General features: G+C 37.7%; 23 protein-coding genes. 19 read left to right on the plus strand and 4 right to left on the minus strand.

Annotated features, from left to right (window positions below):
• Nucleotides 1-168 precede the first annotated feature (168 nt).
• The 6 genes from ACNSTQ_RS20695 to ACNSTQ_RS20720 all read left to right on the plus strand — a co-directional run bounded on the left by ACNSTQ_RS20695 (nucleotide 169) and on the right by ACNSTQ_RS20720 (nucleotide 6,775).
• A complete protein-coding gene (locus ACNSTQ_RS20695) occupies nucleotides 169-1,695 on the plus strand; it encodes an AbgT family transporter (RefSeq protein WP_418201650.1) in 1,527 nt (508 codons plus the stop codon).
• Between the two features lie 233 nt (nucleotides 1,696-1,928).
• Entirely contained in the window at nucleotides 1,929-2,501 is a 573-nt protein-coding gene (locus ACNSTQ_RS20700; RefSeq protein ID WP_418201651.1) for a TetR/AcrR family transcriptional regulator, read from the plus strand.
• A gap of 388 nt (nucleotides 2,502-2,889) precedes the next feature.
• Nucleotides 2,890-3,813, plus strand: coding sequence for an ArsR/SmtB family transcription factor (locus ACNSTQ_RS20705; protein ID WP_418201652.1), 924 nt, complete (start codon nucleotides 2,890-2,892; stop codon nucleotides 3,811-3,813).
• Between the two features lie 82 nt (nucleotides 3,814-3,895).
• On the plus strand, nucleotides 3,896-5,143 hold the full coding sequence (locus ACNSTQ_RS20710; RefSeq protein WP_418201653.1) for an MFS transporter: 1,248 nt from the start codon (nucleotides 3,896-3,898) through the stop codon (nucleotides 5,141-5,143).
• Between the two features lie 388 nt (nucleotides 5,144-5,531).
• Nucleotides 5,532-5,852 carry a transposase gene (locus tag ACNSTQ_RS20715; protein ID WP_418201654.1) on the plus strand — a complete coding sequence of 107 codons (321 nt, stop codon included), beginning with the start codon at nucleotides 5,532-5,534 and terminating at the stop codon, nucleotides 5,850-5,852.
• A 17-nt stretch (nucleotides 5,853-5,869) separates the two neighbouring features.
• Nucleotides 5,870-6,775 (plus strand): IS3 family transposase, encoded by a 906-nt coding sequence (locus ACNSTQ_RS20720; RefSeq protein WP_418201672.1) that lies wholly within the window; start codon nucleotides 5,870-5,872, stop codon nucleotides 6,773-6,775.
• A gap of 349 nt (nucleotides 6,776-7,124) precedes the next feature.
• Here ACNSTQ_RS20720 and ACNSTQ_RS20725 read toward each other — a convergent pair whose 3' ends face one another.
• Both ACNSTQ_RS20725 and ACNSTQ_RS20730 read right to left on the minus strand, forming a co-directional pair.
• Entirely contained in the window at nucleotides 7,125-7,970 is an 846-nt protein-coding gene (locus ACNSTQ_RS20725; protein WP_418201655.1) for a YihY/virulence factor BrkB family protein, read from the minus strand.
• 253 nt (nucleotides 7,971-8,223) lie between these two features.
• On the minus strand, nucleotides 8,224-9,450 hold the full coding sequence (locus ACNSTQ_RS20730) for an MFS transporter (RefSeq protein WP_418201656.1): 1,227 nt from the start codon (nucleotides 9,448-9,450) through the stop codon (nucleotides 8,224-8,226).
• A 140-nt stretch (nucleotides 9,451-9,590) separates the two neighbouring features.
• Here ACNSTQ_RS20730 and ACNSTQ_RS20735 point away from each other — a divergent pair, with 140 nt between their 5' ends.
• From ACNSTQ_RS20735 to yugI, 7 genes are all read left to right on the plus strand, one after another.
• The gene (locus ACNSTQ_RS20735) at nucleotides 9,591-10,031 is read left to right on the plus strand and encodes a hypothetical protein (RefSeq protein WP_418201657.1); all 441 of its coding nucleotides are present in this window, start codon (nucleotides 9,591-9,593) and stop codon (nucleotides 10,029-10,031) included.
• Between the two features lie 122 nt (nucleotides 10,032-10,153).
• A complete protein-coding gene (locus ACNSTQ_RS20740) occupies nucleotides 10,154-10,624 on the plus strand; it encodes an S-ribosylhomocysteine lyase (RefSeq protein WP_418201658.1) in 471 nt (156 codons plus the stop codon).
• Nucleotides 10,625-10,975: 351 nt separating this feature from the next.
• Nucleotides 10,976-11,473, plus strand: a complete 498-nt coding sequence (locus tag ACNSTQ_RS20745; RefSeq protein ID WP_418201659.1) for an Lrp/AsnC family transcriptional regulator — start codon at nucleotides 10,976-10,978, stop codon at nucleotides 11,471-11,473.
• Nucleotides 11,473-12,651, plus strand: coding sequence for an aminotransferase (locus ACNSTQ_RS20750; protein WP_418201660.1), 1,179 nt, complete (start codon nucleotides 11,473-11,475; stop codon nucleotides 12,649-12,651). The genes ACNSTQ_RS20745 and ACNSTQ_RS20750 overlap by 1 nt, the downstream gene beginning before the upstream one ends.
• A gap of 320 nt (nucleotides 12,652-12,971) precedes the next feature.
• Nucleotides 12,972-13,763: a hydroxyethylthiazole kinase gene (gene thiM / locus ACNSTQ_RS20755; RefSeq protein WP_418201661.1), complete on the plus strand. Its 792-nt coding sequence runs from the start codon at nucleotides 12,972-12,974 to the stop codon at nucleotides 13,761-13,763.
• Nucleotides 13,764-13,773: 10 nt separating this feature from the next.
• Complete coding sequence (locus ACNSTQ_RS20760) at nucleotides 13,774-14,982, plus strand: DEAD/DEAH box helicase (RefSeq protein ID WP_418201662.1); 1,209 nt, start codon at nucleotides 13,774-13,776, stop codon at nucleotides 14,980-14,982.
• A 70-nt stretch (nucleotides 14,983-15,052) separates the two neighbouring features.
• Entirely contained in the window at nucleotides 15,053-15,478 is a 426-nt protein-coding gene (gene yugI / locus ACNSTQ_RS20765; RefSeq protein ID WP_418201663.1) for a S1 domain-containing post-transcriptional regulator GSP13, read from the plus strand.
• Between the two features lie 81 nt (nucleotides 15,479-15,559).
• Here the strand turns inward: yugI and ACNSTQ_RS20770 are convergent, their stop codons facing one another.
• Entirely contained in the window at nucleotides 15,560-15,787 is a 228-nt protein-coding gene (locus tag ACNSTQ_RS20770; RefSeq protein ID WP_075387890.1) for a DUF378 domain-containing protein, read from the minus strand.
• A 245-nt stretch (nucleotides 15,788-16,032) separates the two neighbouring features.
• On the opposite strand from ACNSTQ_RS20770, the gene ACNSTQ_RS20775 reads away from it, so the two are divergent.
• The 4 genes from ACNSTQ_RS20775 (at nucleotide 16,033) to ACNSTQ_RS20790 (ending at nucleotide 20,604) form a co-directional block, all read left to right on the plus strand.
• A complete protein-coding gene (locus ACNSTQ_RS20775; RefSeq protein WP_418201664.1) occupies nucleotides 16,033-17,196 on the plus strand; it encodes an iron-containing alcohol dehydrogenase in 1,164 nt (387 codons plus the stop codon).
• An 82-nt stretch (nucleotides 17,197-17,278) separates the two neighbouring features.
• Nucleotides 17,279-18,631, plus strand: a complete 1,353-nt coding sequence (locus ACNSTQ_RS20780) for a glucose-6-phosphate isomerase (protein WP_418201665.1) — start codon at nucleotides 17,279-17,281, stop codon at nucleotides 18,629-18,631.
• Between the two features lie 132 nt (nucleotides 18,632-18,763).
• Nucleotides 18,764-19,174 carry a YugN-like family protein gene (locus ACNSTQ_RS20785; RefSeq protein WP_418201666.1) on the plus strand — a complete coding sequence of 137 codons (411 nt, stop codon included), beginning with the start codon at nucleotides 18,764-18,766 and terminating at the stop codon, nucleotides 19,172-19,174.
• Between the two features lie 362 nt (nucleotides 19,175-19,536).
• Entirely contained in the window at nucleotides 19,537-20,604 is a 1,068-nt protein-coding gene (locus tag ACNSTQ_RS20790; protein ID WP_418201667.1) for a hypothetical protein, read from the plus strand.
• A 155-nt stretch (nucleotides 20,605-20,759) separates the two neighbouring features.
• Here the strand turns inward: ACNSTQ_RS20790 and ACNSTQ_RS20795 are convergent, their stop codons facing one another.
• Complete coding sequence (locus ACNSTQ_RS20795; RefSeq protein WP_216830953.1) at nucleotides 20,760-20,909, minus strand: hypothetical protein; 150 nt, start codon at nucleotides 20,907-20,909, stop codon at nucleotides 20,760-20,762.
• 295 nt (nucleotides 20,910-21,204) lie between these two features.
• On the opposite strand from ACNSTQ_RS20795, the gene ACNSTQ_RS20800 reads away from it, so the two are divergent.
• Both ACNSTQ_RS20800 and ACNSTQ_RS20805 read left to right on the plus strand, forming a co-directional pair.
• Complete coding sequence (locus tag ACNSTQ_RS20800; RefSeq protein ID WP_418201668.1) at nucleotides 21,205-21,393, plus strand: hypothetical protein; 189 nt, start codon at nucleotides 21,205-21,207, stop codon at nucleotides 21,391-21,393.
• A complete protein-coding gene (locus ACNSTQ_RS20805; protein ID WP_418201669.1) occupies nucleotides 21,386-21,952 on the plus strand; it encodes a hypothetical protein in 567 nt (188 codons plus the stop codon). The genes ACNSTQ_RS20800 and ACNSTQ_RS20805 overlap by 8 nt, the downstream gene beginning before the upstream one ends.
• Nucleotides 21,953-22,239 lie beyond the last annotated feature (287 nt).

Here is a 22,239-nt window from a genome sequence, read left to right on the forward strand (position 1 = left end):
TAGTAAACAAATAAAAGTTTTGAAATGGGGGAAAATAAAGGGAAGAAAAGGATGAAATTGAAAATACTGAATTTTAATAATTGCCTTTAATCCTATTTCTATATTGTATATAATAAGAAAATGTGTTTGTAATATAATATTTTCTAATAGAATTAAAGGAGGTCAAGCATGAGAGACAAAAAGAAAGGCGTTGTTTATCAATCGCTTGATGTGATTGAGCGGGTCGGAAATAAATTACCGCATCCCGTTACGCTATTTGCTATCTTTGCTTTTTCTGTTATTTTACTTTCAGGTCTTCTTTCAGCCATTGGTCTTTCAGTAGAGCACCCTGCAAATGAAGGGGAAGTACTAGAAGTCAAGAATTTAATGAGTGCTGAAGGGATTCAGTATATGTTTACAAGTGCAGTTGCAAACTTCACAGGGTTTGCACCGTTAGGTACTGTGCTTGTAACCATGTTAGGGATTGGTATTGCTGAACGTTCTGGTTTAATTAGTGCGGCATTGCGTGCATTAGTTACATCCGTCCCGAAACAACTAATTACAGCAGCTCTCGTATTCGGTGGAATTATGTCAAGTATGGCTGCTGATGCAGGTTACGTTGTTTTAACACCACTTGGAGCTGTCCTGTTTGCTGGACTAGGTCGGCACCCATTAGCTGGTTTAGCTGCGGCATTTGCCGGTGTATCTGCCGGATTTAGTGCCAACCTATTATTAACATCGCTTGATCCATTATTAGGTGGTCTGACTCAAGAAGCTGCAGCTGTATTAAACCCTGAGTATGCAGCTGCGATGAACTACGCGATGAACTGGTACTTCATGATTGCCAGTGTGTTTATGTTAACGATTGTTGGTACACTCGTTACCGATAAAATTGTAGAACCGCGTCTAGGAAAATACGAAGGCGGTGTTACCGAAACGGTAAGCGGAATTTCTTCTGTAGAAAAGAAAGGCTTACTTGGAGCGCTTCTCTCATTTATCGTAACAGGTGCTGCAATCGCACTATTAATCGCTCCAGAGTGGGGGCCGTTACGTGGTGAGAATGGAGAGGTCATCAACTCACCGTTCTTCGCTTCACTTGTACCAGTTATTTTAATCATGTTCTTTATTCCTGGTTTTGTTTACGGAAAAATTACAAAATCGATCCAAAATGATAAAGACGTAGCAGATCAGCTTGCAGACACGATGGCGACAATGGGATCGTATATCGTCTTAGCATTTGCTGCTGCACAATTTGTTGCGTATTTTAATGAAACAAACCTAGGATTAATTTTAGCGATTTCAGGCGCAGAATTCTTGGAAACAACAGGATTTACCGGATTACCGTTAATTTTAACGTTTATATTCGTAGCTGGTGTCATCAACCTATTTATCGGAAGTGCTTCAGCAAAGTGGGCGATTATGGCTCCTGTATTTGTTCCGATGATGATGAATTTAGGGTATTCACCTGAACTTACCCAGTTAGCGTACCGTATTGCAGACTCTACAACGAATGTAATCTCACCACTCATGCCATACTTTGCCATTGTTATTGCGTTTGCACAAAAGTATGACAAAAAAGTCGGTATTGGAACATTAATTTCGACGATGATACCGTACTCTATTGTATTCTCCATTGTATGGGTAATCATGCTAATCGTTTGGATGACTTTCGGTATTGACTTAGGACCAGGTTCTCCAATTCATTACCAACCATAATTAGATATAATGTGTCGTGTCGACATTCTACAAGCAGGTTGCTGGATTTGATTTCAGCAAAGGTAGGATGTTGGCACTTTTTTTGCATCTTATTCCAACATTTCCTTGAAACTTTTTTACCCATCATTTCGTCTATATTGTAAAATAGAGTAAAAAGCATACTTATAAACTTAGAAAAATAGACAACTTAAGACTAGTTTTTGTTCTTAGGTCAGGGTGCGGAGGGGAAAACCGTGGCGAAAGATAGAAAAAAAGTAATTATTCAAGCAGCAACGAAGTCATTTTCATTATTCGGGTATAAAGCGACAACGATGGATCAAGTGGCGAAAATTGCAAAGGTAGGTAAAGCAACGATTTATAATTTTTTTGCAACGAAAGAAGAACTATTTCAAGAGATAATTAATGACCTTGCCAGAGAGATGAAACAAGTAGCAACCGAAGAGATTGATCATGAACAGCCTTTCACTGTCAACTTGCATCGAGCTATGTTACGTATTCTTGATTATCGTGAAACTCATACTTTAGTCATAAAACTTTTCCAAGAAGTAAAGGAATTTGGTACTCCAGCTTGTATTGATGCACTTGCTCGACTAGAAGAGGAAATTCTCTCGTTTATTGAAAGAGAAGTTATTTATGCATTGGATAAAGGCCATTTAAAAACGTGTGATCCTAAAATAACGGCTTTTCTTATTTTAAATATGTATATATCGCTTGCCCATACGTGGGGATTGAAAAATAAAAGCATCCCGAAAGAAGAGATTGCAAATTTATTGAATTTGTACCTGATGGAAGGAATTGCAAATTAAATTAATTATGGTGACATTAGTGTCTTTAATATTATTAGGCTCTTTTCACAACGATTGTTGCTCTAAGCTATTGGACCGTTAACCAAGCGTAAGCTTGGTTCTTCACGCTTTAGCGTGAAGCTTTTGAACATAAATTAGCCAGATGGACAAATGAATTTGTCCAAAAGGGGATAATTTATGTTCAAAAAACGGTCCAATAGCAACATAGTTTACGAAAATAGCCTTTTTTAAAATAGTTGCTACTAAATACAAGTAGCAGCTATTTTTTTATATACAGGAACAGTGTAATTGCGTCTGATTATTGTAAATTTTTACAAAAGGATCTTGCTAAAAAAGAATAGTTCGATTATAATCGAACTATAAACAATTCGATCGGAGTCGAACAGAAATGAGAGTGACAATTACGTTTCACCCTATCTATGAGTTCTTCACAAGTTTCTACGTCTTTTTGGATAAAGGGGGACAAAAAAGAACGGATCTTGGGCTGAGTTGGGTCAGTGATGTTAAATCCAACCTGAGTGCCGAATTTCTCGAGGAAGTTAGTAAAAAGGAAACAAAAATAAAAGTTGCAGTGCTTCAATATTACTTACTGTCACAATCGTTTGATGAACATGACGACATCTTAGAGCTTTTAAGTCGAATAGAGCAGGAAGAAATGAAAACATTAATTACACCTGCTTATGAATGTACTGAATTTAAAGATCAAATTCCTCCAAATGTAAAAGATGTAATTCCTTTTCTAAGAGAATGGCATGAAGCTTATTTTTCAACCATCGATGATCAAATACTGAACAATTTAAGGGAGAGTGTAAAAAAAGCATTTGGCTTACAACAACAGTTGGATGCTCGGCAACTTGTTGAAAAGCTGACAAATGGGGTCATCCTACCGAAAGAAAGTGAACGAAACGCTATATTAATTCCACAGTATCATTACTCGCCAACGATCTTGCACGAAAAAACCATTCACCAATATATCTACTTCTATCCGGTGGATGCAAAACCAATAGAAGAAGGAAGTCCACCCATTGAGTTAATGCGAACAATCCGGGCTTTAAGCGATGAAAATCGTATAAAAATATTAAAATATTTAGCGCAAGGTGATCGAACATTTTCGGATGTCCAAAAATTTATAGGTTTAGCGAAAAGTACAGTTCACCACCATTTAATAGTTCTTCGGTCAGCAGGGTTACTTAGTTTAGTTCTTTTTGAAAACCAACAACATCAATATCGGTTCCGAAAAGAAGGATACATGGGAATGGAACAATTTCTTAGTTCTTTTATTACTGATAACGATAAAGAAATACAAACCTAAAGATTAGTTAACAATTTAAATGAAAATGAGTGTTAAAAGGTGAATAGATTACAAGTTAATTGAATAAAAGGAAGGCGAAAAAATGGGAGACTTATTTAAAAATCGTGCGTTTTCGGCTGTTTGGTTAGCTCAGGCTTCTTCGGCACTAGGGGGAACGTTTGCTACATTCATCATTTCTTGGCTTGTCTATGAATTATCAGGTTCAAAGATGGCGATGGGAAGTATTTGGATCACATTTATGGTTCCATCTCTATTGACAACACTTTTGGCAGGTCCATATTTAGATAGATTTGACCGAAAGAAGATTATGATTTTATCTGAGTGGGTTCGTGCAGCCGTTTTCTTAGTACCGCTTATCTTATATCCACTAGGGTTACTAAATGTTTGGCATCTGTACGTCGTCGCAGCAATTATGGGGGTAGCAGAACCGCTTTTCAGACCAACGAGTATGGCATATGTTGCACAAATTTTACCAAGAGACCGTCTAATGAAAGGGAACTCCTTATTAGAAGGAACGATGCAGCTCATGATGTTAATTGGCCCTGCTCTTGGTGGGTTACTGATGTCAGTGTTAGGTGTTGTTCCCGTGCTTTCTTTCTTAGTCATTTGTATGGCTGTATCAGGGTTTGTCTTATTATTTATTCCGAGTGCGAAGAAGAAAGTCGCTAGTGAGAAAAAAGAAACATGGTTTGTGCAGTTTAAAGCTGGTCTCAGGTTTTATCGAATATATCCCGTATTGTTTTGGATTGGAATTTTGCTGATGATTTCTAACTTTAGTTCTGGTGCGGCAATGCCGATGTTCCTTCCATTTGTCCTTGATCATCTCGGTGGAAATGAATTTCAGTATGGTTTGTTTATGTCAGCCTTTCCTTTAGGAATGTTATTAGGCTCGCTCGTAACAGGGACGTTTAATCAGCCGAAAAACCTTCGCCGCGTCATGTTAGGAAGCTTATGGATGGGTGGGGTGTTACTTGCTCTCCTTGGTTGGGTACCAACATACTGGATGGCGTTAATCGTTGTGATGTTCTCAGGCTTTTTCGCGATGATATTCACGATTAACAACACGACGTTCTATCAAAAGCGAGTTCCTGATGAAATCCGTGGCCGTGTATTTGCAGTTCGTACGTTACTTGCTCAGTCGGGAATGCCAGTCGGTGCAGCATTTGGCGGGCTCTTCGCTGAAATGTACAGCTTAACGGCTCTGTTCACACTTTTAGGAATTCTTTCAATCATTACGATCACGATTGCCTGGTTTGCCAAAGTGTTCTACCATCTCAATGATGAAATCGAGGAAGATCAAGCTACACTTCAAGTTGCTGTCACAAAATAAGTACGATGAGAAAGAAACACCACGATAATGAGGTGTTTCTTTTTATTATGGCTGAGAGTTTATTGATGTTTACTTGATAGGGGGGAGTTGTGAGGTGGGAAATACATATTGCACGAGTTTGAAAACAAGTTGTGACACGAGCGGGGACTGTATGTTGTATGAGCAAAAAACTGCATGTGGCACAAGGATGAAAAATGAGCGGACTGAGAGGCCTTTATTTCGTTAAAAATCGCCTTTTTTGACTATGTAACGGACTGAGAAGCCTTTATTTCGGTGTACTCGGCATGTTTTTAGATGTTTTGAAGCAAATAACTATTTAGCCCCCTAACTCATTTGGACACCTACTCCTCTACATATTAAAATGGAATTAACTAAAGGAGGAGCCGAAATGAAAAGAAGAATGGGGCCAATAGAAGATGTAAAGAAACAATATGTTCGTATGGCAATTGAATCTGGAAATTCAGCACATATTGCTCGAAAAGTAGGAGTAAGTAAGTCTACCTTAGGTGGTTGGATGAAACTTTATCGGGATGAAGTAGAAAATGAAATGAGCACGGAAGGAATAACTCCGCTATCTGAATCTTCTTCTACTCAAGATCTACAGACTAAATACGATCATGCCATGAAATTGTTAGGTGAAAAAGAGCTTGAAGTAGCGATGCTTCGTGAAATGATAAAAAAAAAGTTACCGAACTTTCCGAGCGAATAGATTATGCGCGTGAGTGGATTGAACATGGTTTCCCTGCAAAACGAGTCTTAAAGATTGTCTCGGTAAGCCGCTCCACTTATTACTATAGACAGGGACACCCTCCTTCTCAAAAATCAGCTACAGGAGGGCGTCCAATTCCTGGTTTTTCAAGGAATAAGAAAGGAAAAAAGGTTAAGGATTCAACGATCAAAAGCTATTTAACAAAGCTGATTGAGGGCAAAGAAGAAGCCTATGGATATCGAAAATTAACTCGATGTTTACAGCGGAAGTATCACCTTGTGATCAATAAAAAGAAGGTTTATCGTCTGTGTAAGGAACTCGATATCTTATTACCTCAACGTGAAAAGAAACAAAAATATCCTCGGCGATTAGCTAAAAACCGTATCGTAACAGGTTCTAATCAACTCTGGCAGCTTGATATTAAATATGGGTACGTGACATCTTCTCGTCGTTTTTTCTATTTGGCGAGCGTGATCGATGTCCATGATCGATCCATTGTAGGGTATTATCGGGGAACGGTATGTGAAGCTAAACATATTACAAAGATGCTTCAGAAGGCATTAATGACAAGAGAAATTCATGCCTCAGATCAGTCACTTATTATTCGCACAGATAATGGACCACAATTTATTAGTAAGCATTTTCAAGAGTTTTGTATAACGCAACAAGTTGAGCACGAGAGAATCCCTCCCAGCTCACCAAATATGAACGCTTATATTGAATCTTTTCATAGTATTTTAGAACGTGAGTGTTATCAACGTCATGAATTTATTACGTTTGAGGATGCTTATTCTTGTGTGGATGAGTTTATTCGGTTCTATAATGAAGAGCGTTATCATGGCAGTTTAAATGATGATTCACCGTTGGAATATTATTTGAAATGGCAAGCTGGAGAAACAAAACAAGTAGAACAAGCCTTGTAGGAATAATTCCTATTGATCGAGATGGACAGATTTCTGTTCGTCTCGATCAATAGGCCAGTAAGCGTAAGCGCGCTAGAAGAAAATGAAAAACTAAATAAAACGAAGGAATCGTGAGTATGTGTCCAAACTTAGGGGGTTGAACCGATAAGTGCTTCTGAGTCCGCTAAAGTAGATAAACTTGTGCTTTTCTGTCAAATAAGGGCCTCTAAGTCCGTTTAATACAAAACAATTCAAATTCTCCTGTGCCACTAAAGGAAAACGACTTTAGTGACAAGCTAAATCCCCATGTTTCCTTATCTTTTTCTTCTCATCAGAACTCTTCTGTCAATCCAATAAGGAACGGTCAGTTTCACTTTTTCGTTCTTAAATTCGCGCGGTGGTTTTGTAAAGTAGCATTGATTTCTCCCCCGATGACGAGAATTAATCCACTTAGGAAAAACCAAAACATTAGGATGATAACCCCTCCTAGACTGCCATAGGTTGCTGAGAAATTCGCGAAATTCGTGACATAGACTGAGAAGCCTAGTGAAATAAGCTGCCATGATATCGTAGCAAATAGCGCACCGTAAATTGCATCTTTGAACCCAATTCGTCGATTCGGACCAATCATATATAATACCACTAAAACCAGCGTCATTATGGCAATCCCAATGACCCAGCGAAGTCGGTTCCACAAAATAAAAGCATGATCTGTAATATGAAAGATCGAGTCAATCGCCTCCAAAATCAACTTCCCGAAAACAGGTAAAACAAGAGTGACCATAAAAACAATGACTAAACCAAGCATCAAAATAATCGACAAGAGTCTAACTTTTATGAATGATCTTGTTTCATCAATGTTATGAGATTTATTAAGTGCACGAATTAAAGCATTAATTCCATTGGATGCCGACCAGATTGTCGCAATAATCCCGAAAGAAAGCAAACCACCTTTTGGTTCAGCCACAAGTTCCAAAACTGTTGTAATAAATAAATCAGCGAGTTCATAAGGGATGTACTCCTCCACAAAATCATAGATTTGTGAGACATCTAACGGTAAGTAGGGAAGCAGCGCCAATATAAAAATGAGAAGTGGAAAAATGGAAAGTAAAAAATAAAAGGCAAGCTGTGCAGCCCAATCTTGAATAGGGTCTTTTTTTAGTCGTTCATATAATTCTGCGAAAAATAAAAGCGGTGGAATTCGATTTGATTTCATCAAGCTCATCCTATCTCATTAGTACTTTAGGAAATGCAATGTATGTAGTTTAATTGTCATTAACTAACAATTCAACAACGTAAGAAATAATCCTGCCTTACTATAAATTCCCTAAATAACGATGCTTAAACATGTCGAATAGGACTTGACGTAGCGCCATAAATAATAAAAAATGCTAGGGTAAGTTTAGTTGAAAACTAAAGACACCCTAGCATTCTTGATCCAAAATAAAGCTTATAGCATGATAAGATTTTTACGCTGACATGTTTGTTTTTTTCTCTTGGATCCTTTTGCTTTCGCGAGCGACGGATACCCATAAAAAGACCGCGCTAATGACAAGAAGAAAACCAGAAATATAGAAAACCATGCCAATCCCAAACGCTGCTGCTATGACACCACCCATTACAGGCCCAATAACATTTCCTAGAAACCGGAAGCTAACATTATATCCTAACACTTCTCCTTGAATGGAAAGAGGTGCTAGTTGTCTTATATAAGCGGTCATACAAGGAAGCAGACCACCAATTTGAAGACCGAACAGAAAACGTAAAATGATGAGCTGCCAAAGTTCGGTAACAAGTGCTTGCGGAATAAAAAATAAGGCAGATGTAAACAGCAAGATGATTAAAACTTTCCCGTGACCAATCTTGTCGCCTAAAGATCCCCATCTTCGTGTAGCAACTAAGTTTCCGAGCCCAGTAACTGAAAAAGCAAAACCGGCAAGAAACGCTAAATTCTCAGTTCTCGTTAATTCATGAACGTAAAGAGCTAACAACGGTTGAATACTGAAATTAGCTGCTTGAATAACAAGAGAAATTAACATCACCGACATCAAAATAGGACTCTTGAAAATGTGCATAATGACTTCTTTTCGGGTATACACTTTATTCTCTTCATCATTAGCTTCTTTAAATACAACTTCGTTAATCCCAAATAATACAAGCAAGGAAGCTAAAATGATAACAGCTCCAGTTAACGTAAATGTGTATTGGAATCCTACTGTGTCCGCTAGCATTCCACCGAGTAAAGGTCCGCATAAACCACCACTGACCGTTCCTGTTTGCAACGTTCCGAGTGTTCGACCAGCCGTTTCTTTTTTACATTGTGCTGAAATTAAAGCGGCAGACATCGGTATAAATCCTGTAACAACCCCCATAAAAGCCCGGAGAATAAACAATTCAGTTACGGAAGTGACAAACCCCATTAATAGGACACTAATTCCGATTCCTGCTGATGTAATGACTAATATTTTTTTTCGACCATACTTATCGCCAAATCTTCCCCAAATTGGTGAAAATAAAAAGGCAACGAGAAATGTTACACCGAATACGTAACCTGCCCATTGCTGAACGTATGCATCAGAAAAATCGCCTAATGTTTTAATGTACAACGATAAAAATGGTAAAACCATTGTTGCACTAGCAGCAACGAGAAAGTTAGCAAACCACATTATGACAATATTCTTTTTTTCTATCGTCATGGTACACACCTTCTTGTTGAAAATTATTTCGATACTCTAAATATTATAGAGGAAATGACAGAAATATGAAAGGAAAAAGTGCTAGTACCTTCTAAAAATGGTACTATAATAATGGAAATTGACAGCTGGAGGGAATAACGTTGGAGAAGGTTTATCAAACAAAAGAAGGAAAAACGATATGGGTCCTATTAATTTTTTTAACGATCATTAATTTATTTATGTTTAATGAACGGATTATGTTTTTACCTTACATTGCTTTAGTTATTTTTGTATGTGCACTTTTTTTGTCCTATGAATTTAAAATGAAAGACAATACATTAGCGTATCGTGTCATCTTGTTTGGTCTGGTGATTGTAAAAAAAGAGGCAACCGCAAGCGAGATCAAAGAAATTTACTTTGTAAATCTGCGAGGCGTTCCAAATGTTTTAATTAAACCATCTAAAGGGATGCGCTGGAAGTTAGCGAAGTTTAACCCGGATACCTATGCTGATGATGTTTATGCATTTGCAGAACAGCATGGAATTAAGAAAAATGAGCTAAACGGTTATCAACCAAACTATAAAAAAGACAATAATATTTAACAGAAGAATACAGAGATGAGTACAATCATTTTATTTGATTGAGTATTCAGAATTCATTAGACAAATGATCGTTCAATCGCTTATACTTGTTGGAAAAGGACATTTTCTAGGAGTGATCAACCATGCCAACAGTAGAAAGTTTTGAACTCGATCATACGATTGTAAAAGCACCATTCGTTCGCCCTTGTGGCACACATAAAGTTGGAACGGACGGAGTTGTAAATAAATTTGATATTCGATTTTGCCAGCCTAACAAGCAAGCGATGCGTTCAGAAGCGATTCATACGTTAGAGCATTTGCTGGCATTGAACATTCGTCGCTTTGCCGAGGAGCATGATCATTTTGATATTATTGATCTTTCCCCAATGGGATGTCAAACAGGGTTCTACTTAATTGTGAGTGGTGCGCCTTCAGTCGAAGATATCATTGATGTTCTCGAGCAGACGATGAACTACTCGATTAAATTAACAGAAGTTCCGGCTGCCAATGAAAAACAGTGTGGACAAGCGAAGTTGCATGATCTAGAAGGAGCACAAAAGCTGATGAAACATTGGCTGTCGCACGACAAAGACTTTTTGAAAGAAATTTTCTAGTGAGTAAACATAGTACGTTTGAACTGAACGTCGCCTTGGGCTAAAAAAGGTGGCGTGCAGTTTTTTTATGGACTCATAACAAAAAAACTGCACGCCACTTGCCATGAGGTGACGAAAGTCTGATTGTCATTTTCCATAATTACCTTTTACATAGAGGACATAAGTTTTTATTGAAAATGGGCTTATAAAACTTAATTTTAGAAAGTAAGTCACGTATCGAAAAATGCCCCTGAAAATCTAAAGATTAACTTTGGTGAATTTTTAGAAAAGTAAGTCCTTAAAGGCAGTTAATATGATATTATATACGAAATAAAAAATACACATACAACGAATAGATAGGAAGGGGAGTATATGGTGAATAGTAAAGAAATAGAAATTCTCCAGATTATTGAAGAAAACGGCCGTATCAGTATAAAAACATTATCGAAAATGATGGATTTAAGCGAGTCAGAAGTCGAAAATATTTTAAAAAAGCTGCAAAGAGAAAAAGTTATTTTAAGTTACTCCGCTGTTATTGATTGGAGTAAAGTACATGATCATGAAAATGTAACAGCGATGATTGATGTTAAAGTGACACCACAAAGAGGAGTAGGCTTTGATGATGTTGCAGAACGAATTTATCGTTTTCCTGAAGTAAAGGCGCTTTATTTAATGTCAGGTGCTTATGATTTATCCGTTGTAATTGAAGGAAAAAGCATGTCTCAAATTGCGCGGTTTGTTTCGGAAAAATTATCGACGCTCGAATCCGTTATTTCAACTACAACGCATTTTCAATTAAAAAAATATAAGCATGACGGTGTTGTCTTTGAAGACGGCGAGGAAGACCGTAGAATTGTGGTGACTCCGTAATGACGAATTCTACACGAATAAACCAACGTCTTTCAAAAGCTGTTGAATCCATTCAACCGTCTGGCATCCGCCGTTTTTTTGATCTCGCATCGACGATGGATAACATTATTTCTCTCGGTGTTGGGGAACCTGATTTTGTCACACCTTGGAATATTCGCGAGGCCGCATTCTCTTCCATGGAAAGAGGGTTTACAGCCTATACAGCGAATGCTGGACTTCTAGAACTTCGAGAAGAAATTTCAAAATATATGAGTCAAGAATTTTCCCTTCATTATAGCCCTAATAGCGAAGTGCTTGTTACGGTTGGAGCAAGTGAGGCTATTGATTTAGCGATCCGTTCGCTTGTTGATCCTGGAGATGAGGTCATTGTTGTTGAACCGACATTCGTCTCGTATGCACCGATCGTTTCTCTTGCAGGGGGAGTTCCTGTATCCGTAGGAACGAAGAAAGAAGACTCATTTAAATTAACGCCTGCTCAATTAGAAGCAGCAATCACACCTAATACAAAACTAGTCATGCTTTGTTTTCCGAATAACCCAACAGGCGCAGTTATGACAAAAGAGGAGCTTGAACTCATTTCACATGTCATTAAAAAGCATGATTTACTCGTTTTATCGGATGAAATTTATGCAGAGCTTTCTTATGATGTGAGCCATTACTCGATTGCTCGCTTACCAGGAATGCGGGAACGTACGGTTGTCATATCAGGCTTCTCGAAAGCTTTTGCAATGACCGGCTGGAGATTAGGATTTACACTCGCCCCTGAGGACATTACAGCTGCGATGTTAAAAATCCATCAATACACGATGATGTGTGCGTCTACACCTGCACAGTATGGTGCGCTGGAAGCCCTGCAAAATGGCTTAGTCGATGTTAAGAAAATGGTCCAAAGCTACCATCAGCGTCGTAATTTCGTTGTTAAATCGTTTGCAGAAATTGGGTTACCGTGTCACACACCAGGCGGCGCCTTTTATGCGTTTCCTTCAATAAAAAATACAGGTTTTGACTCGGGAGAATTCGCAGAGAAGCTTCTTCTTGAGGAACGGGTTGCTGTCGTTCCTGGAGATGTCTTTGGTGCAGGTGGGGAAGGGCATATTCGCTGTTCTTACGCAACATCAATGGAAAACCTAGAGGAATCGGTTCACCGGATAGGGAAATTTTTAGAAAAGCATAGTTAAAGCTCACTCAATCTTATAGTTTATTTCAAGATGCTGTCCTTAGAAGCCAAAAGCATGTTAGCCAACGCTAATTATGCAATATTGCTTCAAGGGACAGCATTTTTTATTAGAAAATTAATTTTGTATACTAAAGATAATACACACATCTCAACAAACTCACACATTCCCAACATTTATCAAGTACAATGATGACAATAAAAAAAGACAAGGCGTTTACACCTTGTCTTAAAAGGGGGAATACTATATGGTAGTAAACAGTTATTCCCTGATATTTATAACTTTATACATAATCAAATAAAATAAAAATAGAGGTGTTAATAATGTATGCTTTTGAAAAAATAAAAGTAGACCAGCCGCTTATTCATTGTATGACCAATGTAGTCGTTACAAATTTTACTGCAAATGGACTTCTTGCCATTGGGGCATCACCAGTCATGGCTTATGCGAAAGAAGAAGTCGAAGACCTCGCTCAAATAGCTGGGGCTCTGTTATTAAATATCGGTACATTAAATAATGAGCAAGTGGAAGCGATGATTTTAGCAGGAAAAGCTGCAAACGAAGCGGGTGTTCCAGTTATTTTAGATCCAGTAGGTGCTGGTGCTACATCTTACCGAACGGAGACGACGAAACGAATTCTCTCCGAAGTGAACATTGATGTCTTGCGTGGAAATGGTGGAGAAGTTGCCGCCTTACTAGGTGAAAGTGGTATGATAAAGGGTGTCGATGGCTCAACGACACTGCCGAAAGATGTATTAGCGAAAAAAGCAAAAGAGGTCTTTAATACAATTACAGTTATTACAGGAGAAACGGACGTTGTAACAGACGGTGAACAAACGTATGAAATTTCGAATGGCCATCCTTGGATGACAAAGGTCGTCGGGACAGGATGTTTGCTCGGAGCCGTCCTAGGTGCTTTTCTCACAGTAGATAAAAGAAATTCTGTACAAATGTTAGCTGAAGGATTAGCTTTTTATGGAATTGCTGGAGAAATTGCCTATGAACAAGCCAAAGATAAAGGAATCGGTACATATCAAGAAATATTTTTAAATGTATTACATCAAATGAATGTTGAACAATATGAACAATATAAAAAGTTTTCAATTATAGAATAGAGGGATATTAATGAGTAAGACATTTCTAGATTTAGGCTTAAATGAACGCTATGTAAAAGTATTAAACGATAAAGGAATAGAAACACCGACTGAAATTCAAGAACAAGGCATTCCAGCCATTATCGAAGGTAAAAATGTTGTATTGCATTCTCAAACCGGTAGTGGAAAAACGTTAGCCTTCGTCCTCCCATTACTTGAAAAGCTAGATGAAACAAAAAAAGACCTTCAAGCATTAATCGTCGCACCGACGCAAGAACTTGCGATGCAAATTTTTCAAGAAGTAAAAGATTTAACAAAAGATACGCCTTATGACGTCGAAGCGTTTATCGGTAGTGGTAACATCAAACGACAGTTGGAAAAATTAAAGAAGGTGAAACCACAACTAGTGGTTGGAACACCTCGTCGAATTCTTGAATTAGCTGAAACGAAATTAAAGATGCATCATGTACAAGCTGTTGTTTTTGATGAAGCTGATCGACAAATTCTAGACAGAAAAAGTAATGAAGACTACGTACAATTAGAGCGTAAAATGCCTGGAAACTGCCAATTTATCTTTGCTTCAGCAACCGCAACGCCAGAACTAATGAACCGCCTCTCTCAAAAGGTGTCTGATCCCGTTTTCCTTTCTGTAAATGAGGGTATAGTAAAAAACAAGATCGAACATTTATTTATTGTCGGTGACAGAAGACAACAAATTGATCAACTTCGTGGAATGATCCGCAATTTGAACATTACAAGAGGTATGGTATTTGTTAACAGTTTAGAGCGTGTCAAGGAAACGGTTGAGAAACTTGCTTATCACGGCGTAAAAGTGGGCGCACTGTCTAGTGAGCAGGACAAATTTCAAAGAGCAGATGTGATGGAAAAATTCAGTAATGGAGACCTCCACATTTTAGTCGCAACGGATGTTGCGGCTCGTGGTATTGATATTCAAAACGTCACGCATGTGATTAATCTCCAATTAACAGACGAGAAAGAAGGATACTTGCATCGTGCCGGAAGAACGGGGCGAATGGGTAAAGAAGGAACCGTTATTTCCATCATCACAAAGCATGAAATCCCTAAATTAAAAAAGTGGGCACTAGCATTTGAAATAACACTTCATGAAAAGCAATATCAATATGGAAAAATAACAGATTATAAAAAGGATCAAGGTCCTCAAAACCAGAAGCCAAATGCTGTTCATTCAAAGGATAAAAATCAGCCGGCTAAAAAGTAATATTTTTGATTTAATATGAAAGTTGTGTTAGACTAAGAAGGTTAAAAAATATTTAGGAGTTGTATATTGTATGGTAGCAAATTTAGAAGTAGGTAGCATCGTAGAAGGAAAAGTAACTGGTGTTAAAGCGTTTGGTGCGTTTGTAGCACTAGATGAAAACACACAAGGGCTAGTTCACATTTCTGAAGTAGCTCACGGTTTCGTTAAGGATATTAATGAAGTTTTATCAGTTGGAGACGAGGTGAAAGTTAAGGTATTATCAATCGATGAGAACACGAAAAAGATTTCTTTATCTATTCGTGCAACTCAGCCAGCTCCAGAGCGCCCAGAAAGAAAAGAGCGTCCAGCACGCCCAGCTCGTCCACAAGGCGGCGGCAGAAAGCCAGAAAAACAAAGTGCAACTCAAGGATTCAACACGCTTGAAGATAAGCTAAAAGATTGGTTAAAACAATCAAACGAAATTCAAGCAGATTTAAACAAACGTTCTAAGCGTTAATCAAATAGCAAAAAGGAGAGACCTGCTCGGAACAGGTCTCTCTTTTTTTTCCATAAATATAAATTTGTAATCATTTACATATTAACGCTCTGGTTGAGGACTTCTTTCCAGTTCTTCATCAGGCTTAAAGAGAATGGAAATACAATAAAGTCCAGCTAAACCAACAAGTGCATAAATAAAGCGGGAGAAACCAGCTGCCTGACCACCAAAGATTGCAGCCACTAGGTCAAATCGGAAGAAACCAATTAAACCCCAGTTGATGGCTCCAATAATTGCTAATACTAAAGCTGTACGCTGAATGCCACTCATAACATCCACCTCCGTCAATTTTTGTAGCACTGATAAAGATTGTGCTCTTTTTTTAGAATGAGGTATTTTGTATAGAAATATGCATTCAGCAAATTTCTTTCTAAATTACAAAAATTTAAACCTTTGTTTAAGAGGATTTCACTGATAAATATCAAATAAGAATTAGATAATCTCTTTTGGTATCTAGTTTGTTGCACGGAAGAGAATTCTCGTTAATAATAAAAGGTGAAGGGAGTTGTATATACATGCAATCATTTGTGTTTGTTAATCCAACAAAATTAATTTTTGGTAAAGGTCAGATCGAACAACTCAGTAAAGAAGTAAAAAGGTATGGTACTCGTGTACTCCTTGTTTATGGTGGGGGAAGTATAAAACGAAACGGTGTTTATGATGAAGTTCTGAATGAACTTGAAAAAATAAATGCTCAAATCGTTGAATTATCTGGTGTTGAGCCAAATCCAAGACTTACTACTGTACAAAAGGGAATCGATTTATGTCGCCAAGAAGAGATTGACTTCGTATTAGCTGTAGGTGGTGGTAGTGTCATCGATGCGGCTAAAGCCATCGTTGTTGGAGCTAAATTTGATGGGGACATTTGGGATGTTATTACGAGAAAAGCACGTCCAACGGGTGGGTTACCATTAGGTACGGTTTTAACGTTAGCAGCAACAGGTTCTGAAATGAATGCAAATTCAGTCATTACAAATTGGGAGCTTAATCAAAAAGTAGGCTGGTCAAGTCCATATTCTTTCCCGAAATTTTCAATTCTTGATCCAGCTTATACATTTTCAGTGCCGAAAGATCAAACGATTTATGGAATTGTAGATATAATGAGCCACGTGCTGGAATCTTATTTCCATCAAACAACGAACACACCGCTTCAAGATCGAATTTGTGAGTCAATCCTAACAACTGTTATGGAAGTTGGTCCGAAACTTGTGGAAGACTTACATAATTATGATTATCGTGAAACTGTTTTGTATTGCGGCACGATGGCACTGAATGGCATTACGCAAATGGGAGCTCGTGGGGATTGGGCTACACATAACATTGAGCATGCCGTTTCTGCTGTCTATGATATCCCACATGGTGGCGGACTCGCGATTTTATTCCCGCATTGGATTAAATACGCCATGTCGGAAAACTTAGACCGCCATGTCCAGTTAGCGACTCGTGTTTTCGGAGTAGATCCAGAAGGGAAAACAGATGAGCAAATCGCTTTAGAAGGTGTTGAAAAACTTTCAGCATTCTGGACAAGTATTGGTGCACCTGCACGGTTAGCTGATTACGATATTGATGGCAGTCGTATCGAAGAAATGGCAGATATCGCTGCTTTGTTTGGTGAATTTGGAAACTTTAAGAAATTAAATAAAGAAGATACAGCAAAAATATTATCAGCTGCTCTTTAAAAAGAGCATGTTCCCTTAATATAAAGGAAAAGCTATTAGAGTAGAGTGGAGAATGTATTTCGATTTAGGAGGATTAACATTAATGAGTACGATACGCTTTGATTATTCAAAAGCTACACCATTTTTTAATCAACATGAAGTAGATTATTTAAGCGGAGCTGTAGAAACAGCGCATCATCAATTACATAATGGAACCGGAGCAGGAAATGATTATATTGGCTGGGTGGACCTACCTGTCAACTATGATAAAGAAGAATTTTCACGCATTCAACAAGCTGCACAAAAAATCAAGTCAGACTCCGATGTTTTATTAGTAATTGGAATAGGTGGATCTTATTTAGGTGCACGAGCTGCTTTAGAATCACTTCAGCATTCTTTTTACAATGTATTAGAGAAAGAGAAACGCGAAACGCCACAAATTTTCTTTGTAGGGAACAATATTAGCTCCACTTATATAAAAGATTTGTTAACTGTCATTGAAGGAAAAGATGTTTCCATTAATGTCATTTCTAAATCAGGAACGACGACAGAACCTGCGATTGCTTTCCGTATTTTCCGTGACTACTTAGAAAAGAAATACGGTAAAGAAGAAGCGACGAAGCGTATTTATGCAACGACAGATAAAGCGAAAGGCGCATTAAAAACAGTTGCGACAGAAGAAGGGTATGAAACTTTTGTTATTCCTGATGATGTGGGTGGTCGCTTCTCAGTGCTTACAGCAGTAGGTCTTCTTCCGCTTGCAGCGGCTGGGATCGATATTGAGGCAATGATGAAAGGTGCACAAGATGCACGTGACGCATACAGTAATCCAAGTCTTGCCGAAAATGAAGCCTATCAATACGCGGCAGTTCGTAACGTCCTCTATAACAAAGGAAAAACGATTGAGTTAATGGTCAACTACGAACCATCTCTTCAGTATGTTTCTGAATGGTGGAAACAATTATATGGCGAAAGTGAAGGAAAGGACCAAAAAGGAATTTTCCCAGCGTCTGTAAACTTCTCAACAGACTTGCACTCGATGGGGCAGTATGTTCAAGATGGACGCCGTGATTTGTTTGAAACCATTATTAACGTAGAAACAGTACGTGAAGAGATGGTTGTTGAAAAAGCGGATAATGATCTCGACGGGTTAAACTATCTAGCTGGTGAAACGGTCGATTTCGTTAACAAAAAAGCATTCCAAGGAACGATGCTAGCCCATACAGATGGTGGCGTTCCGAATTTAATTTTAAATGTTCCAGAAATGAACGAATACCACTTTGGGTACATGGTATACTTTTTTGAGAAAGCATGTGCGATCAGCGGCTATTTACTAGGTGTAAATCCATTTGATCAACCAGGTGTTGAAGCCTATAAAAAGAATATGTTTGCGCTTTTAGGTAAACCTGGTTTTGAAGCAGAAAAAGCAGAGCTCGAAAAACGATTAAAAGACTAAGCGAAAAGTAATTATGTTCCTTAGTTTATAGGTTTATAAAAATGTCTTGCCGCTCGATTGAGTGTGCAGGGCATTTTTTTATGGGAAGAGGGTAAGCTAAAGGTAACAACGTGAGTGAAAGGATGAAGCAGGATGATCCAATTAAATTCTGCCATTGAGAATAAACAATTTAAGCTTCAACATTTGGAAGAGAAGTTGAAGCCGCTTGGTTATGTAATTGGTGGTAATTGGGATTATGATCATGGCTATTTTGATTACAAGGTTAACCAAACGGTAGGAAACTATATCTTCTTACGAGTTCCTTTTCAAGCTGTTGATGGAGAGTTGGACCAAAAAGGAGTAAAGGTAGAAGTAGGAAGGCCATTCTTACTAAATCATGACTTTCAAGAATCACTCGACGACAACATATTGGAGTATAACTCGTTTATGAACCAATTTTCTGAGCCTGAAAATAAAGATGCTGAAGTCCCGCAAGAAATGATTGCTCATGGTCAAAGCTTAGTACAAGAACTCGAAGCAACCCTGTTGTTTTTTCCAAAATAAAAATTGAGAGGCGAACATACACGTTAATTAAACGTTTGTTTAAAGTAGCAGAGTGTCGAATTGTGATATATTGCGTCGCTTTTCCGATATATTAGGAAGTTTCGCCGATATATTGAAAGTTACGCCGATATATATGATTTTACGCCGGTATAATGAGAATTACGCCGATAAAGTTAAAAAGCATGTATACTCAGCGAACGAACCACTACTATTCTGTATAGTAGTGGTTTTTATCGTGGACTTCAGTTCATAAGTAATGGTTAATTTACCTTATATTACCTATTTAAGAAATGATGTATGATAATAAAGGTTTCCAAAATTAACGCTTTTCTATGAACATTGTACGATGGAGGGGAAAAAACTTGGCGAATCGACCATGGGAAATTGAAAAGATTAAGAATAACATTAAATATTTAACGAACGGAGCGATCGTTCTTACAGATGAAGAGGCTGAGCTTTGCCACAGTCTTTTAGAAAAAGATGGAGAAGATATTAAAGCAATCGTTGAAGCCACTTACCATTTGGAATGGGAAAACAAAGATTATGAGGGGCTCTTAGTGTTTTCTGATTATCGAGTGCTGTTCTTTTCTCGAATAGACAGTGGAGAAACCGAACTAGATTATATGGAAACCTATGAGTATCCATTTATCTCAAATGTTACAACGAAAGACGAAACATCGTTGAACCCAAAGTTGACGTTTACATTTAAAGCACCTCGGAAGGAAACGGTTGTATTTCGTAATATTGATCGCACGAAGATGGATACGATAGTTTCGATGATGAACTACTATAGTTCAAATAGAAAGCTAAAGGATTACAAGAAAAGTAAGAGTAGCGGGTGGGCTGTTAAAGTAGTCGGTGGAATTTTAGCTGTCCTTTTTATTCTCGGATTGATTGGATTTTTTGTAGAAGATGAAGTAGCAGAAGAAAGTCATGAGCACGTATTTGGAGAGTTTGAAGACTGGGAAGAGTCGGCCTTAAAGGTTAGCATTAATGAGAACCAGATTGATGTGGAAGATTTAATTGAGTATAAGATTAGCGAAGCATATTTTACAAATATTATTGAACCTCCAAATTATAACAAAGATTATCCTACCATCTTTCAGTTAAAACCGGAGGATAACACGCTTTATTATGTAATAGAAATGAAAGCAGTTAATATTTCTGATCAAACGATTGATCCGATTATGGATATTCCGATCCTATTTACTTTAATAGAGGATGGATTTTATGAATTTTTTACTACGCCGCTCTATTTAAATACTGATTTAAGCGACTTTGCTTTCGACAAAAAACTCTTGCCAGAAGAAGAAGCACATAAGTATTTGTATTTTGAAGTACCAAAAAAACTACAAGATAACGAAAACCGGATCGATTTAAGAGTGAATCATTATTATGATTATAAGGGGCAACTGATTAATTTACGGTAAGTGCTTTGAGGTATATTTGTCATAAAATAATGTTGGATGAAAAATATACGAACCTCAATAAATACGAATATAATGGAAGAGATAAGCGTACAAAATCGATGCGATTAAGTACGCTGTTTTTTTGTGATTCGCAAAATTTCTCCTAACATTGATTGCTATTTCTTATCAATGGCCTTCGCATCTTGCATCACTTCTTCTAAGACATCCATCTCAATCATGTCATCGGCAATCGATTTTTTCTTTTCTTCTTTATGTGGTTGCCGATCGTGATTGTTTCGTGCGGCTTGCTTGTTCCAATCGCTCATAAAATTCACCTCCAACTATAGGGTTTGAAGAAGTGTATAGCTTCATTCATGATTCTTTAGACGTAATTCGACATGTGTCTAAATTACCGCATGGACCACAGATTTGAGAGAATTAAAAGAAAAGACCTATTCCTATAAGGGTCTTACGGTTCAAATTTTAAAGATTATATAAAGATAGATTGTTTGAATGAGAGATTAGTGATATGATTTTTAAGGTTATATAATATGTCGAATTATAATGAATTATAGCTTATATACTAGTTTTTATTTCTAGATTATGGAGGGGAAATACATAATGACGTTATTAATCATTTTATTGTTTTTAGCAAGTGCAGGTTTATTTGTTTATTCTTTTTTTGCCAAAGACTATCAATCTGAAGTTGATACTCAAGTAAGTAATGTTCAAATCAATCTAATGAGAGAAATTAATCAATTGAAAGATCAAATAAAAGAATCGAAAGAAGGAGGGGTTAAACGTGGATAAGCATACAGCACGTGGGTTGTCGATGGGATTTTTGATCGCAGGTATCGTTTTGTTAGTGTTTAAATCAGTACTAGCCCCTGCTCAAACTACAGCTGAGGCACCAGAACTTAATCAAGAAATGATTGAGGCGTTTCTAAAAGAACATAATCTACTCGTCGTGTCACAACAAGAATATGAAACGATGGTGGGTGGACAACTTCAGGTAAATGTACCGGAAGAGCCTGCTGAAGAAGCGAAACAGGAAGAAAAAGTAGAAGAAAAGCAAGAAGCAAAAGAAGAAAAAGAAGAAGTAAAAGAAGAAAAGCAAGAGGAAGTAAAAGAGGAAGAGAAAGAAGAGAAGCCTGTTAAACATAAGATCACAATCGCATCGGGAATGGTAAGTCATGATGTCGCAAGAATGCTGAAAGAAAAAGGTCTTATTGAGGACACTTCAAAATTTGTAAGCAGAGTAGAATCAAGAAACGCAGCGAAGTATGTACAAATCGGTGAACATACCTTAACTACTGGAATGAGTATCGATGAGATCATTCAAGTCATTACTAAAGGTAGAGCTGGGTAATGGCCTCTTCTTTAGACAATAACTTGTGCTATAGACTTCCATTAGTTTAAGAACACATGAAGCAGACTAATGAATATGTGGTTCAAAAAGAGAAACGTTTAGGTCAATAACTAGAAAAGTACTACTTTTATCATAACTGATATGCTAAGCATATCAGTTATTTTTTGTTCGCCCAGCATGGGCGAACTCTAACGGGTGAAAGTCCCGAGTACGACCTTGTAGCGGTAAGTACATAGCCAAAAGCAAGGGTGTCCATGGTGACGTGGAATCTGAAGGAAGCTCGAGGC

This window comes from Alkalihalobacterium sp. APHAB7 (genome assembly GCF_048323755.1).
Classification (GTDB): Bacteria; Bacillota; Bacilli; order Bacillales; family Bacillaceae_F; genus Alkalihalobacterium.

Bases quoted from the DNA above. Each gene is read 5' to 3' on its own strand.
- ACNSTQ_RS20705 (WP_418201652.1), top strand. From the start codon at position 2,890: ATGAGAGTGACAATTACGTTTCACCCTATCTATGAGTTCTTCACAAGT.
- ACNSTQ_RS20780 (WP_418201665.1), top strand. From the start codon at position 17,279: ATGAGTACGATACGCTTTGATTATTCAAAAGCTACACCATTTTTTAAT.
- ACNSTQ_RS20750 (WP_418201660.1), top strand. From the start codon at position 11,473: ATGACGAATTCTACACGAATAAACCAACGTCTTTCAAAAGCTGTTGAA.
- ACNSTQ_RS20710 (WP_418201653.1), top strand. From the start codon at position 3,896: ATGGGAGACTTATTTAAAAATCGTGCGTTTTCGGCTGTTTGGTTAGCT.
- ACNSTQ_RS20715 (WP_418201654.1), top strand. From the start codon at position 5,532: ATGAAAAGAAGAATGGGGCCAATAGAAGATGTAAAGAAACAATATGTT.
- thiM (WP_418201661.1), top strand. From the start codon at position 12,972: ATGTATGCTTTTGAAAAAATAAAAGTAGACCAGCCGCTTATTCATTGT.
- ACNSTQ_RS20785 (WP_418201666.1), top strand. From the start codon at position 18,764: ATGATCCAATTAAATTCTGCCATTGAGAATAAACAATTTAAGCTTCAA.
- ACNSTQ_RS20695 (WP_418201650.1), top strand. From the start codon at position 169: ATGAGAGACAAAAAGAAAGGCGTTGTTTATCAATCGCTTGATGTGATT.
- ACNSTQ_RS20745 (WP_418201659.1), top strand. From the start codon at position 10,976: ATGGTGAATAGTAAAGAAATAGAAATTCTCCAGATTATTGAAGAAAAC.
- ACNSTQ_RS20775 (WP_418201664.1), top strand. From the start codon at position 16,033: ATGCAATCATTTGTGTTTGTTAATCCAACAAAATTAATTTTTGGTAAA.
- ACNSTQ_RS20730 (WP_418201656.1), bottom strand. From the start codon at position 9,450: ATGACGATAGAAAAAAAGAATATTGTCATAATGTGGTTTGCTAACTTT.
- ACNSTQ_RS20800 (WP_418201668.1), top strand. From the start codon at position 21,205: ATGACGTTATTAATCATTTTATTGTTTTTAGCAAGTGCAGGTTTATTT.
- ACNSTQ_RS20760 (WP_418201662.1), top strand. From the start codon at position 13,774: ATGAGTAAGACATTTCTAGATTTAGGCTTAAATGAACGCTATGTAAAA.
- ACNSTQ_RS20740 (WP_418201658.1), top strand. From the start codon at position 10,154: ATGCCAACAGTAGAAAGTTTTGAACTCGATCATACGATTGTAAAAGCA.
- ACNSTQ_RS20770 (WP_075387890.1), bottom strand. From the start codon at position 15,787: ATGAGTGGCATTCAGCGTACAGCTTTAGTATTAGCAATTATTGGAGCC.
- ACNSTQ_RS20725 (WP_418201655.1), bottom strand. From the start codon at position 7,970: ATGAAATCAAATCGAATTCCACCGCTTTTATTTTTCGCAGAATTATAT.
- ACNSTQ_RS20795 (WP_216830953.1), bottom strand. From the start codon at position 20,909: ATGAGCGATTGGAACAAGCAAGCCGCACGAAACAATCACGATCGGCAA.
- yugI (WP_418201663.1), top strand. From the start codon at position 15,053: ATGGTAGCAAATTTAGAAGTAGGTAGCATCGTAGAAGGAAAAGTAACT.